This is a genomic window from Streptomyces sp. URMC 127 (assembly GCF_051386535.1).
GTDB lineage: Bacteria > Actinomycetota > Actinomycetes > Streptomycetales > Streptomycetaceae > Streptomyces.
Genome location: NZ_JBPQTW010000164.1, coordinates 1 through 15,728, shown reverse-complemented (window position 1 = coordinate 15,728; position 15,728 = coordinate 1). Strand labels below are relative to the sequence as shown.

General features: G+C 72.9%; 10 protein-coding genes. 6 read left to right on the top strand and 4 right to left on the bottom strand.

Features of this window, described 5'->3' with window-relative positions; all coding sequences use genetic code 11:
* The 3 genes from ACSNOH_RS25925 to ACSNOH_RS25915 all read left to right on the top strand — a co-directional run.
* A partial coding sequence (locus ACSNOH_RS25925; protein ID WP_436723835.1) for a tetratricopeptide repeat protein occupies positions 1-2,376 on the top strand: 2,376 nt, incomplete at its 5' end.
* A gap of 40 nt (positions 2,377-2,416) precedes the next feature.
* Positions 2,417-4,033, top strand: a complete 1,617-nt coding sequence (locus ACSNOH_RS25920; RefSeq protein ID WP_436723834.1) for a VWA domain-containing protein — start codon at positions 2,417-2,419, stop codon at positions 4,031-4,033.
* Positions 4,030-6,315 carry an ABC transporter substrate-binding protein gene (locus tag ACSNOH_RS25915; RefSeq protein WP_436723833.1) on the top strand — a complete coding sequence of 762 codons (2,286 nt, stop codon included), beginning with the start codon at positions 4,030-4,032 and terminating at the stop codon, positions 6,313-6,315. Before ACSNOH_RS25920 ends, ACSNOH_RS25915 begins: the two co-directional genes overlap by 4 nt.
* 17 nt (positions 6,316-6,332) lie before the next feature.
* Here the strand turns inward: ACSNOH_RS25915 and ACSNOH_RS25910 are convergent, their stop codons facing one another.
* Both ACSNOH_RS25910 and ACSNOH_RS25905 read right to left on the bottom strand, forming a co-directional pair.
* The gene (locus tag ACSNOH_RS25910; protein WP_436723832.1) at positions 6,333-8,213 is read right to left on the bottom strand and encodes an MFS transporter; all 1,881 of its coding nucleotides are present in this window, start codon (positions 8,211-8,213) and stop codon (positions 6,333-6,335) included.
* A 192-nt stretch (positions 8,214-8,405) separates the two neighbouring features.
* Complete coding sequence (locus ACSNOH_RS25905) at positions 8,406-11,135, bottom strand: D-alanyl-D-alanine carboxypeptidase (RefSeq protein WP_436723831.1); 2,730 nt, start codon at positions 11,133-11,135, stop codon at positions 8,406-8,408.
* A gap of 263 nt (positions 11,136-11,398) precedes the next feature.
* Here ACSNOH_RS25905 and ACSNOH_RS25900 point away from each other — a divergent pair, with 263 nt between their 5' ends.
* From ACSNOH_RS25900 to ACSNOH_RS25890, 3 genes are all read left to right on the top strand, one after another.
* Entirely contained in the window at positions 11,399-12,175 is a 777-nt protein-coding gene (locus ACSNOH_RS25900) for a GOLPH3/VPS74 family protein (RefSeq protein ID WP_436723830.1), read from the top strand.
* Between the two features lie 362 nt (positions 12,176-12,537).
* The gene (locus ACSNOH_RS25895; RefSeq protein WP_436723836.1) at positions 12,538-13,401 is read left to right on the top strand and encodes a helix-turn-helix domain-containing protein; all 864 of its coding nucleotides are present in this window, start codon (positions 12,538-12,540) and stop codon (positions 13,399-13,401) included.
* 188 nt (positions 13,402-13,589) lie between these two features.
* Positions 13,590-13,793, top strand: coding sequence for a DUF397 domain-containing protein (locus ACSNOH_RS25890; RefSeq protein ID WP_436723829.1), 204 nt, complete (start codon positions 13,590-13,592; stop codon positions 13,791-13,793).
* Between the two features lie 160 nt (positions 13,794-13,953).
* Here the strand turns inward: ACSNOH_RS25890 and ACSNOH_RS25885 are convergent, their stop codons facing one another.
* Together ACSNOH_RS25885 and ACSNOH_RS25880 are read right to left on the bottom strand one after the other, a co-directional pair.
* Complete coding sequence (locus ACSNOH_RS25885) at positions 13,954-15,081, bottom strand: ADP-ribosylglycohydrolase family protein (protein WP_436723828.1); 1,128 nt, start codon at positions 15,079-15,081, stop codon at positions 13,954-13,956.
* A gap of 32 nt (positions 15,082-15,113) precedes the next feature.
* A partial coding sequence (locus ACSNOH_RS25880; protein WP_436723827.1) for a hypothetical protein occupies positions 15,114-15,728 on the bottom strand: 615 nt, incomplete at its 5' end.

The window sequence follows — 15,728 nt, the reverse complement described above, 5'->3', positions numbered from 1 at the left end:
GGCCGCGTCGAGTCCACCGGCTTCTGCTCCACGCGCGGCCACCGCGTGGAGGCCGCGAGCCCGCGCGGCGTCCCGCCCGTCCCCGAGAGCCCGCCCACGGCCGGCGCCCGCAGACGCGCGGAGACCGACCAGCTGTTCACCGTGGGCCCCGCCGGCGACGGACTGCTCGACCTGCCCGTCGTCTCCACCCCCTCCCCCGAGGCCCTCGTCGTCACCGACCCACGGGCCCCGCTGGGCGGCAAGACCTGCGGCCACGAGGGGTGCACCGCCGTCGTCGGCAGGTCGTACGCCGGGCAGCCCGCCCTGCCCGTCGGCTTCTGCGACCGCTGCGGCCACCCTTACGACTTCACGCCCCGCCTGGCCCCCGGCGACCTGGTCGGCGGGCAGTACCGCGTGGTGGGCTGCGTGGCCAACGGCGGCCTCGGCTGGGTCTATCTGGCCCACGACATGCGGCTCGACCGGCGCCCCGTGGCGCTCAAGGGGCTCATCAACGCCCGGGATCCGGTCGCCCTGCAGCGCGAGGCCGAGGAGCTGCGCGTCCTCATCGGCTCCGACCACCCGGACATCGTCCGCGTCATCAACTTCGTCTCCCACAAGGACTCCGCAAGCGAGGACGGCGCCGCCGCCACGGACACCGCAGGCAGGGGCGGCAGCGGCGGCAGCGGCACAGGCACAGCCACAGGCGCCGACGACCCGGGAGACAACCCAGGAGACAACAGCATCGGCGGCAGCCACACCCGCTACATCGTCATGGAGTTCGTCCGCGGCATGCACCTCTCCCAGGTGCGCGACCGCATCACCCGCGGCGAGGGCCCCTTCGGCGAGGACCGCGTCTTCGAGTACGTCCTCTCCTACGGCTGCCGCATCCTGGACGCCCTGGAGAGCCTGCACCGCAAGAACCTCGTGTACTGCGACCTCAAGCCCAACAACGTCATGCACTACGCGGACCGCGTCAAGCTCATCGACCTCGGCGCCGTCCGCGACCTGAACGACCGCACGGGATACGTCCTCGGCGCCCGCGGCTTCACCGCCCCCGAGGTCGTCCGCGCGGGCGTCGAGGGGCTGTCCGTCCGTTCGGACCTCTTCAGCCTCGCCGTCACGCTGCGCACCCTCTCCGAGGGCTGCCTCCTGCGGCCCCCCGGGCTGGGCGCCGAGTCCTACGAGCGGGTCCTCGCCCGCGCCGGCGCCGACGATCCGCGCGAACGCTTCGCCTCCGCCCGCGAGATGGCCGAGCAGCTGCGCGGCGTCCTGCGCGAGATCCGCTCCCTGCGCACCCGCACCGAGACCCCCGAGCCGTCCACCCTCTTCGCCGCCACCGCCACCCTCCTCGACGCCTCGCTCGGGCGCGTGCCGCCCCTGGAGCGCTGGCTGACCGCCGAGCGGCGGCCGCTCCTCGACCCCGGCCTGCCCGAGCCCGACCGCGTGCCGCACCACCTGCCCGAGCCGTACTGCGACCCGGCCGATCCGGCCGCCACCCTGCTGGCCCAGCCCACCACCAGCGGTCCTCGCCGGCTCATCCAGCAGCTGTACGCCTCGGGGCTGGAGACCGTGGAGATCTGCTTCCGGCAGCTGCGCGCCCACCTGGAGCTGGGCGAGCTCGACGCCGCCCGCGAGCGGCTGACCACCGCCCGCGCGCTCCTCGGCGACCTCGCCCCGTACGACTGGCGGCTGTGCTGGCACCAGGGCCTGCTGTTCCTCGCCCGGCGCGAAACGGAGGCGGCGCAGGGCGAGTTCGAGCGCGTCTACCACGCCCTGCCCGGGGAGTACGCCCCGAAGCTGGCCCTCGGCTACTGCGCCGAGAAGGCCGGCTCCCCGGCCGCCGCCGAGCGCTATTACGACGCCGTGTGGCAGCGCAGCCGGACGCAGGGCAGCGCCGTCTTCGGGCTCGCCCGGCTGAAGCTGGCCGGTGGCGACCGCACCGGCGCCGTCGCCCTCCTCAGCAGCCTGCCCGAGGTCTCCCGCCACTACGACGCGGCCCGGATCGCCTGCGTCCGTATCCTCGCGGGCCGGCTGGAGGCCCTGCGGCCCGGCGACGACAAGCCCCTCCTCCCGGACCGCTCCGACATCACCGCCGCCTTCGGCCGCCTCCCCCGGCTCTATCTGGACGAGGGGCACCACGCCGGGCCCGCCCGCGACCGGCTGGAGGCCGAGACCCTCGAAGTCGCCCTGGAGCGCGTGACGAAGGGCACGGAGGCGGCCACCGCCGGCTCCCGGCTGTTCCTCGGCCCGGAGGACAGCGCCGAGGGCGAGGAGTTCACCCTGCGCACGCGGCTGGAGGCGAAGCTGCGCCGGCTCGCCCGCCAGGCACCCACGCCGGGCGGCCTGGCCGTGCTGGTCGACCTGGCCAACAGCGTCCGTCCCAAGACCCGCTTCTGACCCCGGGGGAACGCATGGACCGCAGCAAGGGACCGAGGCCGTGAGCCGCGACGACGGGGCGGCCCCGGAGGACCGCGCACCGACGGCGGCGCTGCCCGCCCTGACCGCCCAGCTCGGCCAGAACAAGTACCTGGCGGCGGGGTCCGGCGCCGTGCCGGCCCACGCCGTCCTCACCGTCGAGGGCCACGGCCTGGCCGGGCTGGCCACCCACGCCTCCTCCGCCGAGGTCGTCGTCATCGACTGCTCGGGCTCCATGAACTGGCCCAGCACGAAGATCGGCGCGGCGCGGAAGGCCGCGGCCGCCGCCATCGGCGTCCTGCGCGACGGCACCCGCTTCGCCCTCGTGGAGGGCACCGACAAGGCCCGCGTCGTCTATCCGCCGACCGGCCGGATGGCCGTCGCGAGCCCCGACACCCGGGGCGACGCCGCCCGCACCGCGCACACGCTCGTCGCCGCGGGCGGCACCGCCATCGCCTCCTGGCTCGCCTGCGCCCGCGACCTCCTCACCGCCGAGGGCCAGGACCATCCCATCCGGCACGCCCTCCTGCTGACCGACGGCCGCAACCAGCACGACCGGCCCGGGGAGCTGGAGCGCGTCCTCACCGACTGCGCCGGGAAGTTCACCTGCGACGCGCGCGGCATCGGTGAGGAGTGGGCCGCCACCGAGCTGCGGGAGATCGCCGGCCGGCTGCACGGCATCGCGGACGCCGTCGAGCAGGACTCCGACCTGGAGGCGGAGTTCCGCCGGATGATGCGCAAGGCCATGGACAAGTCGCTGCCCGGCATCCGGATCCGCGTCCGGCTGCGCGTCGGCAGCGAACTCGGCTTCTTCAAGCAGGTGTTCCCCACCGAGCTGGACCTGACCCGGGAAGGCGTACGGACCGGGGAGCGCACCTGGGAGTTCCCGACCGGCGCGTGGGGCGACGAGTCCCGCGACTACCACCTGTGCGTCACCGCCGATCCCGCCGGCGACCCGATGGGAGAGGACATGCAGCTGGCCTCGCTGGCGCTGGTGCCGGAGGGCGCCGGCGACCACCCCGCCGAGACGGCCGTCGCCCTGCCCAGGCCCGTCCCCCTGCTCGTCCACTGGACCGACGACCTCGTCCTGTCGACGCGCATCGATCCGCGCGTGGCCCGCTACAGCGGCTACGCCGACCTCGGCCGGGCGGTCAACGCCGGCTGCGAGGCCTTCGAGGCCCGCCGCTTCGGGGCGGCGGAGGAGGAGTGGGGCCTTGCGGTGCGGCTCGCCCACGAGCTCGGCGACGAGAAGATGCTGCGCCGGCTGCGGCGGCTGGTGGAGGTGGCGGACGCCGCCGAGGGGCGGGTCCGGCTGCGCGACGAGATCACGGCGGGCGATCTCAACTCGGCGTGGGTCGTCTCCAACCACAGCACGCAGACCCGCAGGTCCGCGGTGCCGCCGCGGCAGGCCCGCCCGCCGCACGAGCCGGGCCCGCCGCCGGGCGTGCCGGCGGGTGTGCCTGCGCCGCGGCGCAGGGGCGCCGCCGGGCCGGACGTGCAGTGCCCCGTCTGCCACCGCGTCTCCCCCGGCACGGCACGGATCTGCCCCCGCTGCGGCACGGTCCTCCCGGCGGGCGGCGGCCCCGCGCCGGAGGGCCGCGCCCGGCCGGAACAGGAGCCCCCGGAGCCGGCCGCATGACCGCCCCCACCACCGCTCCGCCGGGGCCCACGAGCCCCACCGGCCCCGAGGGCCCCGACACCCGCCGCTGGCTCATACGCCGCCTCGTCGTGCTGCTGGTGGCCACGGTGCTGGCCTGCGGGGCGCTTCAGGCGGCCTACTACGGGGTGAGCCGGTGGGCGGACGAAGTGCCGGACCGGACGGTCCCGGCGATGGGCCACGTCGCCGCGACGCAGCGGGCCCTGGAGCAGTCGCTGGAGGCCGCGAGGACCGCCCTGGGCAGCCACTCCGCCGCGACGGAGGGCGCGGGCGAGGACTACCGAGTGAAGATCAACGCCGCGTCCAGGAGCCTGGAGAAGGCGGTGAGCACCACCGTCGCGGGCCCCGGCGGCCGGAACATCCTGGACACCGTGGTCGGCCAGGTCGGTTCGTACGACTTCCTCATCGGGCAGGCCGCACGCAGCGGAACCGGCACAAGGCTCCGGAACGCGTATCTGCAGTACGCGGACAGCACCCTGCACCGGGACCGGTCCGGCGTCATCGCCCGGCTCAGCAGCGTCCAGGACAAGCAGGCCGGAGTGCTCCACGCACAGGCGACGTCCGGCTGGCTGGTGAAGCTGGTCTGGTGCGTGGCCCTCGTGCTCTGGGCCGGACTCCTCTGGCTGCTCGCCGACACCCAGCGCTTCCTCCGCCACCGTTTCCACCGCCGTTTCAACGGCCCCTTGGCAGGGGCCACCGTGCTCGTGGCGGTCCTCGTGCCGCTGCTCGTGTCCGCCGCCGTGTTGCTCCAGGAGGCCCTCGGCCGGGCCCGCGACGAGGTCCGGGCCGGTCATGTCTCCGACCGCCTCCAGAGCGCCGTCGACGCCCACCTCGCGGGCACGCACTGGCTGGTCTCCGGCCCCCTCCTGATCCCCCTGGCGGCGGTCGTCACCGCCGCACTGGTCGTCATCGGACTCCAGCCCCGCCTGGAGGAGTACCGCTTCGGGCGGACCGGGCAGCACCAGGGCCGGCGGTTCCGCTTGTTCGAGACCACCACGGTCCTGTGCGCCCTGTGGCTGGTGCTGTTCACCGCCGCCGGCAGCAGTGACCGGCCCACCGAGCACCGGGGGCGGATCAACGTCCTTGCCTCGTGGACCGACGCCGAAGGAGCGCGCTTCCGCAAGGTGCTGGACGCGTACTCCAGGAAGTACCACGTCCACGTCGACTACCAGGGCACCACGGCCATCCGGGAAGTGCTGCTCTCCCGGCTGAACGCCGGCAACCCGCCGGACATCGCGATCCTGCCCAGCCTCGGCGAGGTCCGGGAGTACGTGAAGCAGAAGCCCTCGCCGCGCGAGCTCACCCCCTTGCTCAAGGAGGCCCTGCGGAAGTACGACCCGCTGTGGGCCCCCCGGTTCGGCAGCGAGGTCTACGCCATCGCCGTCAAGGCCGATCTGAAGAGCGTGGTCTGGTACGACGGCACCCTCCACCGGCCCCCGCGCACGCTGGCGGAACAGGGCGGCGGGCAGTGGTGCGCGGGCATGGGCGACGACGCCACTTCCGGCTGGCCCGGCACCGACTGGATCGAGGACATCCTGCTGCAGCAGAGCGGCACGCAGGCGTACGAGCAGTGGGCCCGGGGCGACCTCCCGTGGACGGAAGGGGCCGTGCCCCGGGCATGGGAGGCCTTCGGGAACGTCTTCACCAAGGAGTCGGCGGCGGCCGCCCTGAAGAACGACTGGGGGCAGAAGCTCTTCTCCCGGGACCGGTGCACCCTGCAGCACCAGGCGTCGTTCGTCCGCAGCGCCGAGTACACGCGGCGCGCCGCCTTCGCGCCCACGCGCGAGGTGCTCCCCGTCATCGCCCGCAGCCCCGCCGCCACCGAGGTGTCCGCGGACTTCGCGGTGCTGTTCGCGAACAAGGGCGAGCGGGCCTCCGCTGCCGAGGACCTGATGCGGTTCCTCACCACCAAGGAGGGGCAGAAGACCTGGGCCGAAGTGCCCGGCGAGACGAAGGAGGACCGGAACACCACCAACCCCGGGCGGCCCTTCTTCGTCACCAAGGGCGCGCCGGTCCCCGACCCGGACACCGAGCGGGTCAACGCCGCCATCAGCAGGGCGTTCACCGGCCCGCAGCCCAAGTGCCTGGACGCCTCGGACATGATGCCGCTGCGGATGCGGTTCGCCTTCCAGCACGGCGTGCTGGACTACCTCAGCGACCCCGGCCCGGAGAAGCAGCGGCAGGTCCTGGCCTACCTGGAGGAGGTCCGGAAGGAGCTGACGGGCGCCGCCCGGGAAGTCCCCACGCCGCGCGTCTGCGAGTGACCCGCCCCTGCCGTCCGCTACTTCGCCAGGTTGTCCGGGCACCCCGTGCCGCGCGGCAGCTTGTAGCGGGCCACGATGTGGTACGTGCCCGGCTTCGGCGCGTGCAGCAGCGTCCAGTCGTCCTCCGGCCGGTCCTCGCGGGCCTCCTGGACCTCCTTGGACAAGCAGCCGTTGACGTTGACCGGCGGCTCGCCGCGCGGCCCCGCCTTCGGCGGCTGGACGTCCTTGCCCGCCTCGTCCACCAGGCCCAGCCACGGCGAGTACGGGATGCGGATCAGGACCGGCCCGGCCTTCCGCACCGTGATCGTCAGGCCCTCGGCGTCCGTGCGCTCGACCACCGCCGGCGGGTCGGCGAGCGGAGTCGGTGACTCCACCTCGTACAGCCGCCAGTTCGCGTCCGACCACACCTCGCGCAGGTACGGCTGCCCCTTGGCGACGAGCTTGGCCTCCTCGACGGCCGCGTGGTCCGGCTCGCCGGTGGGCAGCACCACGTAGTGCACGGCCCAGCGGTCGAGCCAGGCGCGGTAGGTGGAGGAGGTGAGCAGGCCCGGCTCGTAGAAGAGCGGGTTGCGCTCGCGGTCGGCCTGCCGGTTCCAGCCGCGGGCGAGGTTCACGTACGGGGTGAGGGCCGAGGACTCGCGGTGGCTGCGGGCCGGCACGACCTCGACGCGGCCGCGCGCCGCGTCGGCCTGCTGCAGCCGGTGCACCAGGGGCGCGAGCTCGCGCGCCCAGGAGGCGGCGGGCGTGGTGTGCATGATGTCGCCGATGGAGACGGCCAGCTGCCAGATCGTGCACGTGGCCAGGGCGGCGGCCAGCGCCGTCCAGCGCAGGCCGCTCTTCAGCAGCTCGGCCGGGCGCGGCACCTTCAGCTCGGGCAGCGCCGCGACCAGCACCGTTCCGCCGAAGATCATGCCGAGCCGGGAGACGTTGGTGCCGATCTGGGAGGGGATCAGCCAGACCAGCAGGACGGCCAGGACGTAGAGCGCCGAGGACATCCGGACCGTGCGCCACTCCTTGGGCACGAACAGCACCCCGAAGATGCCGCTGAGCAGCGGCAGGATCGCCGAGACGAAGGCCATCGGCTGGTGGCCCGAGAACGGGAACAGCCACGCCGACAGGCCCACCACCACGGCCGGGGAGATGCCCAGCGCGTACGCCGCCGGACGGCGCTTGCCCAGCCACAGGGCGGCCGCGACGAAGCCCACGAACAGGCCGGCGACCGGGCTCGACGCCGTCGCCAGCGCGGCCGCCAGCGCGGCGAGGCCCGCCCGGCCCCAGCGGTACTTGCCCTCCGAGCGCCAGCGCATCGGCCACGCGAAGATCACGGCGACGGCCGCCAGGCCGAACATCGTGCCGAGCCCGAAGGTGACCCGGCCGGAGATCGCGTTGCAGGTCAGCGCGAAGGTGCCGTACAGGGCCGGCACGAGCGGCCGGCGCACGACCCTGCTGCGCACGAGCAGCAGCGCCAGCAACCCGGCGGAGAGCGTGCCCGCGATCATCATCGTGGTGCGGACGCCGATGCTGGCCATCAGGTACGGCGAGATCACGCTGTACGAGACGGGGTGCATGCCGCCGTACCAGGCGAGGTTGTACGCCGAGTCGGGGTGCTGGCCCACGAACTCCGCCCAGGCGTCCTGGGCGGCCAGGTCGCCGCCGCTGTTCGCGAAGACGTACACCCACACCACGTGCGCCACGGCCGCGACCACCAGGGTCGTCAGCACGGGACGGGCGGCCAGGGCGCGGCCGGTGCGGGTCAGGCGCTCCCGGAAGGCGCCGCCGGAGGGGGCGGGGGTCGGAGCGGTGGACCGCGGGGGCGCTATCCCGGCGGGGGTGCGCTCCTCCTGCCGGTCACCCGGCTCGTCCGGCTTGCCGGCCCGCGCCGGGCCCACGGTGCTCACTGCGGCTCTCCCCGTCTTCCCCCGAGTCTTTCCCCCATCGTCACGCTGTCACGGACTTGCGGGTAGCGCACGGCGTGGTGCCGTGCTCAAACCCTCGCGACGCTAGCACGCCGCGAGGGCACAGCAGGGGCGGCGGCCGCCGCCCCGCGCGACACCCGCCCGGCCGGTCGGCCGGGCGGGTCGGCCGGGCGGTCAGCCCAGGCGGGTCAGCTTCGACCCGAAGCCCGGCTCGGCCAGCGCCGACTTCAGCGCCACCGGCACCCGGACCTGGCCCGGGCCGCTGCCCACGGTCAGCATGCCGACCTCCGTGCCGGGCTTCGCCGTGTGCGGCACCTTGTGGCCGCCGTCGTTCAGCTCCAGGCCGACCGTCAGGCCAGCCCAGCCGACCGCGGTGACGTCCTTGGTCGCCACGACCGGGGTGCGGCCGCCGAGGCCGTCGTCCACGGCGCCCACGACGTCGCCCTTCTTGACGACCGTCTTCGCCTCCAGCGCCTTCTTCGCGGACTCGATCGCGTCCTTGGTCGCCGCGACCACCGAGTCGATGATCGGCGTCTTGTGCTGCGCCAGGACGGCGCCGATGATCAGCTGCGTCGTGCCGCCGATCTTCTTCTCCGCGGCGAAGAGCAGGTTGCCGCCGGCCGCGGTGGTCGTGCCCGTCTTGATGCCGGTGCCGTACAGCGGAACGATCGGGTTGAAGTTCTTCTGCTTCTCGCCGTTGCTGTCGATGTACTCCGTCAGCCCCGAGATCTCCCGGAAGACCGGGTCCGCCATGGCCTTCTTGCCCAGCTTCACCAGGTCCTTCGCCGTGCTCTTCGTCGTCGCGTCGAAGCCGCTCGGGTCGGTGAAGTGCGTGTTCACCATGCCGAGCTCCTTGGCCGTGTCGTTCATCTTCTTGACGAACGCCTCCTCGGTCTTGGAGTCCCAGCGCGCCAGCAGCTTGGCGATGTTGTTCGCCGACGGCAGCATCAGCGCTTCCAGAGCCTCGTACTCCGACAGCTGCTGGCCCTCGGTCACGCGGACCAGCGACTCGCCCTCCGGCTTGCCCTTCTGGTAGTCGCTGACCGCCTTCGCGTCGACCGTCATCAGCGCGCCCTTCTTGTCACCCTTCTTCATCGGGTGGTCGCGAAGGGTGATGTACGCGGTCATCACCTTGGTGACGCTCGCGATCGGGACGGGCTTCTCCTCGCCGTACTCGCCCAGGCTGCCGAGGCCGTCCACCTCGACGTACGCCTGGCCCGACGTCGGCCACGTCATCTGCGCCTTGTCGCCGTCGAACTTGACCGACTTGTGCGCCGTGAGCACCAGCTTCGGCTGCGGCAGCGGGCGGAACGCCTGCACCACGCAGAAGATGATCGCCAGCAGGACCACGAGCGGGGTCCAGATCTTGACCCGGCGCAGGATGGTGCGGACGGGCGTCTCCGGCGGCGGAGGCGTGTTCGTCAGCTGCGCCAGCAGGTCCAGCGGCGCGGCGGGGGCGCCGCCGTCCGGCTTGTCCGCCTTGTCCGGCTTGGGAGCCGGGGCGGACGGCGGGGTGACGGTGACCGGGATGGCCGGCTTGGCGGGGGCGCTCGCCTTGGCGGCGGGCGGGGTCGCCTTGGCGGCAGGCGGCGTCGCCTTGGCAGCGGGCTTCTTGGCCGGCTCGTCGGACTTCAGCGGTACGAACTGGCTGGTCCGCTCGGAGTCGGAGTCCTCGCGCGGGGCGGCCTTGGCCGGGGCGGCCTTCTTGGGCTCGGGCACCTCGGGGGCCTTGATCAGCGCGGTCGGCTGATCGTCGGAGGAGGGCTTGGAGGGCTTGGAAGGCTTGGAAGGCTTGGCAGCGCCCTCGCCGTCCTTCGGCTTGACGGCACGGAAGACGGCGGTGGCCTGGTCAGCGGAGGCGGCAGGCTTGCCGTCCTCACCGTCCTTGCCCTTGCCGGAGCCGTTCACAGGCTTGGCGGCGGCCTCGCCGGCCTTCGGCTTGACCGCACGGAAGACGGCGGTGGCCTGGTCGGCGGAGGCGGCGGGCTTGGCGCCGTCACCGTCACCGGCGGCGGCGGCCTCGTCGGCCTTCGGCTTGAGCGTACGGAAAACAGCCGTGGCCCGGTCACCGGACGCAGCGGGCTTGTCCTCGCCGGAGGCGGGGGCCTTGCCGTCGCCCTTGGCGGAAGCCTCGGCATCCCGGTCAGCGGATGCCGGAGCCTTGCCGTTGCCGGACGGAGAGCCGTTCGCGGGCTCGGCAGCGTCACCGGCCTTGGGCTTGACGGCGCGGAAGACGGCCGTGGCCTGGTCGGCGGCGACGGGCTTGCCGTCCTCGCCGGAGGCAGAGTCCTTGGCCTTGCCGTTCGCGGAACGGCTGGCCCCGGCGGCATCGCCGGAAGCGGAACCCTTGCCGTTGCCCGACGGGGCACCGTTCACGGGCTCGGCGGCCTCGCCGTCACCGGCGGCGCTCTCGCCGTCCTTCGGCTTGACCGTACGGAAAACAGCCGTGGCCCGGTCGCCGGAGGCGGCGGGCTTGTCCGAGCCGGAGGGCTCGCCCTCCGCGGCCTTCGGGGCCTTCGGAGCCTTCGCGGACTCCCCCGGCTTCCCGGAGTCGCCGGAGTCGCCAGAGTCGCCGGACTCGTCCGGTTCGTCCTCCTCCGATCCGGCCACCCAGGCCGCCACCGCGGCCTTCAGCCGCGCGTCGCCGCCGCCCGTACCGCCGTTGCCGGCCTTGCCGCCGTTGCCGCCCGTACCGGGCTTTGCGATCGCATCGGCCTCAGCGGGCGCCGCGGACGCTTCCTTACGACCGCCTTCGGCGGCATCCGCGGCATCCGCGGCATCCGCTTTCCCGGACGGCTTTCCGGAGGATTCCCGGAAAACCCCGAGTCGCGGGTCGTGCTCGCCGCGCGTCGTCTCCCCCGACGACTTCCGCTGCTCCGACTTGCCGGGGGACTCGCCCGCCACCGATGCCTCCTCGAAATTCCCACGCGATACGCCACCGCGGGGTGCACCGCACCCCGCAGGCCGAACCTTCTCAAACGCTTACCAGTGTCCTGTGTCGCAGCCCCGTCGCCGCGCAACCGCACCGCCAGAAGGGATCGACCGGGCTCACCGTCGTGCTAGACGAGACGACATACCTACCGGTTCCCACCCGAAGCCACCACGCACTCTCGACAGACCAATGTGAGAGGGGTCACCCTGTCAGTCATCCACGCGGGGAGGCATGGATGGGCAGGAGCCGCAGAACAATTCCGGAGGAGCTTCTGCTGCTCGCTTTGGACCCGGCCACGGGAACCACGGCGCAGCCGCAGTCGCTCGACCTGGGTCTCGCCGGGGCGCAGCTAGTGGAGCTGGCTCTGGCTGGACGGATAGCCCCAGACGGGGATCGTATCGCCGTGGTGATGCCGCGGCCGACAGGAGATCCGACGCTGGACACCGCGCTCGAACTGCTGCGCCGCCGCGGCAGTCCGGTCCGCGCCGTCCACTGGATCGGCGGGCCCCGGCTGGGGCTGCGCCAGACGTACCTCACACACCTGGAGCGGTGCGGCATGGTGCATGCCGTGGCGGGCCAGATGTGCGGGGTGCTGCCGACGACGCGCTATCAGGCGACGGACACCGCGATCAGCCGGGAGATCAGGGCCCGGTTGGACAGCGCGATCCGCACCGGCGTCCCGCCGGACCCGCGGACCGCGGCGCTCGCCGCCCTGGCCCACGCGGTGGGTCTCGGCAAGCACCTCTACCCGGGCAACGAGGGGCGGTCGTCCCGCTCCCGGCTGCGCGATCTGATCAGGCACGACCCGATGGGCGGCCTCGTGGCGCACGCCGTGATGGACGTGCAGAACGGCGTCGCGGCGCAGCCGCGGCGGGCCCAGGCGGCGGCCGGTTCCGGCACGGGCGGCCACGGCGGCGGTTCCGGGCGGCGGACGTCCGTCCGGGGCGGATCGGCGGCCGGTCAGCAGGCGCCCCAGGGGGCGCCCGTGATGGCCCGCGCCGGCGCCTCGTGAGGGCTCCGTCGGCGCCCTTGCCGGTGCCCTCGGGGAACAGCGCGACGCACCACGGCACATTTGCGTAACACTCCGGCTCGACCGCACCACAGCGCACGACCCGCACCACCGCATGACCGGCACCACGGCCCGGTCCGGGAGCCGCGACATCGCGCGGGGTGGTGGCCCGGCCGCCCGGGACGGCGGTCCGGTCCACCACCCCGCGCACATGCACGGGACGATGCACGGTCCGCTGCGGCCGGCCCCGGCAAACCGTTCACCGCAGGCGGACTCTGTGTGGCATTTTCCAGCGCCGCCCCGGCATGTGGTGGCAGGCTGCGAGGTCAGGAGACAGCAGCATGACGGAGCCGGAGGTGCGTCCCGTGGCGTCCAGTGTCAATCCCACCGTAAGGCGGCGCCGCTTGGGGCAGGAGCTGCGCAAGCTCCGCGAGCTCAAGGGCATGACCGCCGAGGAGGTCGCCGAGCGGTTGCTCGTCTCGCAGTCGAAGATCAGCCGGTTGGAGAACGGCCGCCGCAGCATCAGCCAGCGCGATGTGCGCGATCTCTGCGGGGTGTACGGGGTCGAGGACCACCGGATTGTCGATTCACTGATGCAGATGGCCAAGGAGTCGCGCCAGCAGGGCTGGTGGCACGCCTTCGGCGACATTCCCTACAGCGTCTACATCGGCCTGGAAACGGACGCGGCCTCACTGCGCGTGTACGAGGCATCTCTCGTACCGGGTCTGCTCCAGACGCCCAATTACGCGAGCGCGGTGACCGAGGGTTCCTGGCCCGAGGCGACGGCGGCCGACATCGAGCGGCGCGTACAGGTACGGATGCGCAGGCAGGAACGGATCACCGATCCGGAGAATCCGCTGCGGCTTTGGGCGGTCATCGACGAGTCGGCGCTGCGCCGGATCGTGGGCAGCCGCGAGATCATGGCGGAACAGATGCGGCAGCTCGTGCAGTTCAGCCTGGAGCCGCACATCACGGTGCAGGTGCTGCCTTATGACGTCGGCGCGCACCCGGGCATGTACGGGAAGTTCTCCATCCTGGAGTTCAACGATCCGCAGGACGCGAGCACGGTCTATCTGGAGGGGATCACCAGTGATCTCTACCTGGAGAAGCCGAACGATGTGCAGACCTACAGCGTGATGTACGAACATTTGCGAATGCAGGCTCTCAACGCGGAGCACTCCCGGCAGTTCATCGACCGGGTCGCGGAGGAGTGGGCGGCGGAGGTCTGACGAGGCGCCGCACCGTACACCCTCTGCCAGCCACCCGGGAAGGGTGTTCCCGTATATGCCATCCGGTCGAGTGAATGGCCCGTTCATCAGGTGATGTTGGCGCGTAACGTCGGTCGCACCTCGGGAAACCGGCGTTCCGACCGGCGTTTCTGATCAAGGCACATACTCACCAAGGCATGGGAGCAATCATGGCCATCCAGCAGGGAAACACCACGTGGCGCAAGTCCTCGTACTCGCTGGCCAACGGCGACTGCGTGGAGGTCGCCTCCCCCCTCCCCGAGTCCGTCGCGGTCCGTGACTCGAAGGACCCTCAGGGGCCGATTCTCGGTTTCGCACCGGCTTCCTGGTCCGCGTTTGTGACGACCGTTTCCCGTGGCGGATACGAGCTCTGACGAGAGCCGTCGATACGACGTCTTCATCACCTCTGAGCAGTACGCGCAGAACCCCCTCGGCCGGTCCGTCGTCCCGGCCGAGGGGGTTCTGCCGTGTGTGCACATCCGCGTGGGCAGGTCCGCGTGTGCGTCCGCGTTATGCGATCGCAACGGCCGGCCGCTAGGCCGTCGGATAGCGCTCCGCCCACGCCGCGGACACCCCGCCGGGGCCGTGCAGTTGCGCGCCCTGCGTCAGCTCCAGGGCGAAGTCGTCGGCGATCTCGGCGATCTCGGCCCGTCCCTCCAGCTCGGCCAGCAGGTCGGCGGGCAGCGCGGTCTCGCCGTGCAGCGCGCCCAGCAGGTTGCCGCACAGCGAGCCCGTGGAGTCGGAGTCGCCGCTGTGGTTGACGGCGAGCAGCAGTCCGTGGCGGACGTCCTCGGCGACCAGCGCGCAGTAGACGCCCATGGCAAGGGCCTCTTCGGCCACCCAGCCCTGCCCGAGCGCTTCGAGCCGCTCGGCCGTCGGCGCTCCCTGGCGCACGGCGTCGAGGGCCTTCCGCAGCGCCGCCGTGGTCTCCTCGTGCCCGGACCACTGCGCCAGCAGCCCGAGCGCCTGCTGCACGGCTCCCTCCAGCGTCCCGCCGCGGACGACTCCGTGCACGACGGCCGCGAACGCGGCCGCCGCCAGGACGCCCGAGGGGTGGCCGTGGGTCTGGGCGGCGCACTCGGCGGCGAGGTGGAAGACCTCCGCCGGCTCCCGGTCGGCCAGCAGCCCGAACGGCGCCGAGCGCATCACCGTGCCGCAGCCCTTGGACTCCGGGTTCTTGGGCGCGGCGAGGGTGCCCATCCGGTCGTCGTCCAGCCCGGACAGGCAGGCGTTGCCCGGCGCCCGCCGCGAGTACAGCCACTCCTGGCGGCCCAGCCGGCCGAGGCCGGGATCGCGCAGGTCGGGACCTTCGTAGCGCTGGGTGGCCCGCCAGCGCAGGTACGCGCGGTGCACCTCCTCGGGCGCGGGCCGGGCGCCGCCGTCGCGCCGGGTGCCGCCGTCGCGCCGGATCCCGGCGCGGATCAGGCCGTCGACGGTGAACAGCGTCATCTGCGTGTCGTCGGTGACCGCGCCGCGGCGCCCGTAGGCCCGTACGTAGTCGCGGACGCCGGCGGGCCCGTGGTTGTCGCGGATCGTCCCGAGCGAGTGGAACTCGATGCCCGCGCCGAGCGCGTCACCGATCGCCCCGCCGAGCAGGCAGCCGCGGACCCGGGCGCGGAAGTCCTGCTGCTGCGCCCGGCTCCACAGTGCGGTGGTGGTCATGGTGTCCCGCCCCTTTCCGGTCCCGGTCCGGCTCAGCCCTTGAGCGGGCGGACCGTCTTCATGATCTCGTCGATCCGGGACTCCGGCAGTGCCCCGGAGACGCCCTGGTCGGCGTACACGATCCAGCTGCTGAACTCACCGCTGGGGAGCTTCCACACGATGCTCTTGACGATGGCCGTGGGCGGCACGCACGGGCTCGGGCGGTTGGTGACCTTGACCTTGGCGGTGGCGGTCCAGCCGTCGATGCCGTTCTGCTTCCAGGGCTTGGCCTGGGTGACCTCGATCTTGGGCTTGTTGCTCAGGCCGCCGTACGCGTAGACGCCCCAGTTGCCCGCCCAGTTGCGGGCGTTCTCCTGGATGCTCAGGGAGGAGTCGCCGCCCGCCGTGCCGACGGTGGCGAGCTGGCCCTTGCCGGCCTCGCCGATGGCGTTGGGGTTGGCGGACGACGCGCAGCCGCCCTCGCTGTAGTTGGCGGTGTCGCGCATGGAGATCTGCGGCTTACCGGAGGCGTCGGTGTACGCGATCATCGTGTCCTGGGGGAAGACCTTCCACTTCTCCCCCGCGCCGGGCACGTCGTACTGGAGCTTGTGCTCCTTGCTGGTCTGCGTCTGCCAGCCGGCGGGCGGGGCGGCGGGGTTCCCGGCGGC